Here is a 1214-nt window from a genome sequence, read left to right on the forward strand (position 1 = left end):
GTAACGATCTGCAAGTTCAAGTCGATTCGGGCGATGCGATGTCTACTCCAGTAGACATCGTGGATGCCGTCCTCCGTCGTTTCCCGGATAGCTACTGACTTCCCGTAAAAAGCTTTCCCGACTGTGTATTCACGGTTCCTCCAGTAGATCTCGCCCTTTACCTGAACCTTCCTGACCACATCACCATCGTCGTACTCCGGCGCTGCGGGCTGCTCCTGATATTCCCTTGAGCTGCTGCTGTACCGAGTAGCAGGAACCTGCATGTCCAGCGCTTGATGCGGGCGCTTCTGGTTGTAAATATCACGCCAGATATCAAACGCCCGTTGCGCGCTGTTGAGATCGTTAAAGTGCTGACCCTGGAGGACTTCATTTTTCAGACTGCGGTGGAAGCGTTCCAGCTTTCCTTGGGTTTGCGGATGATAAGGTCGTGAGTGGCCGACCTTGATGCCTTGACTCATCAGCCAGACCTCCAGCGCGGTATAAACGCCTGTCTGATCACCCCATGGAGAGCCGTTGTCCATCGTCATGCGCAAAGGCAGGCCATAGCGCCGAAAGGCCCGGACCAGATGCTCCTGGACGGTGTCGCGCTGCTCATTGATACACGCCGCGATGCACAGTGAAAACCGCGAATGATCGTCCAGCATCGTCAACGGATGGCAACGCCCCTGACCCAGACTGATATGCCCCTTGAAGTCCATCTGCCAAAGATCGTTGGGCGCTTCATGCTCAAAACGGATAAACGGTTTGATCTCGGCGGCCTTTGGATCAACGCGTGAATGACGCTGTAAAACCGCATGCACGGTACTGACCGAAGGCATCACTAAGCCGTTGTCTTCCAACACACGTTTGAGCTTGCGAGCGCCCCAGGCCGCGTACTCCTGACTCACGGTCAAAATCTGCTGTTCAACCTCATCAGCACATCGCTTGGGTGATGTCTTCGGTCGTCGAGACTGATCGTTCAGTCCTTCTGCACCCAGGTTTTCAAACCTGTTAAGCCATTTATAGGCGGTGCTTGGGCTGATATTAAATCGACGGCAAAGCTGCCGGACATTGGCCCCTTCTTGCCGAGCCAAAAGCACGAATTCTGAACGAAGCTGCACAGTGGACACCTCTTCCCAAGACACAGGTCATCTCCTTAGTGATGAGCAATGTGCCTATTAAAAAGTGTCCACCATGTCTCCGAACACCTGTCCACCATGTGTCCGGTACATACA

At 53.9% G+C, this 1214-nt stretch carries 1 protein-coding gene; it reads right to left on the bottom strand.

Going from position 1 to position 1214, the window contains the following annotated elements:
• Positions 1-1124: IS481 family transposase (locus PseuLF5_RS28090; RefSeq protein WP_340135117.1), on the bottom strand; the 1124-nt coding region annotated here is incomplete at its 3' end.
• Positions 1125-1214: the final 90 nt, after the last annotated feature.

Origin of the sequence: Pseudomonas sp. LF-5, assembly GCF_037626295.1 — a bacterium.
GTDB lineage: Bacteria > Pseudomonadota > Gammaproteobacteria > Pseudomonadales > Pseudomonadaceae > Aquipseudomonas > Aquipseudomonas monsensis.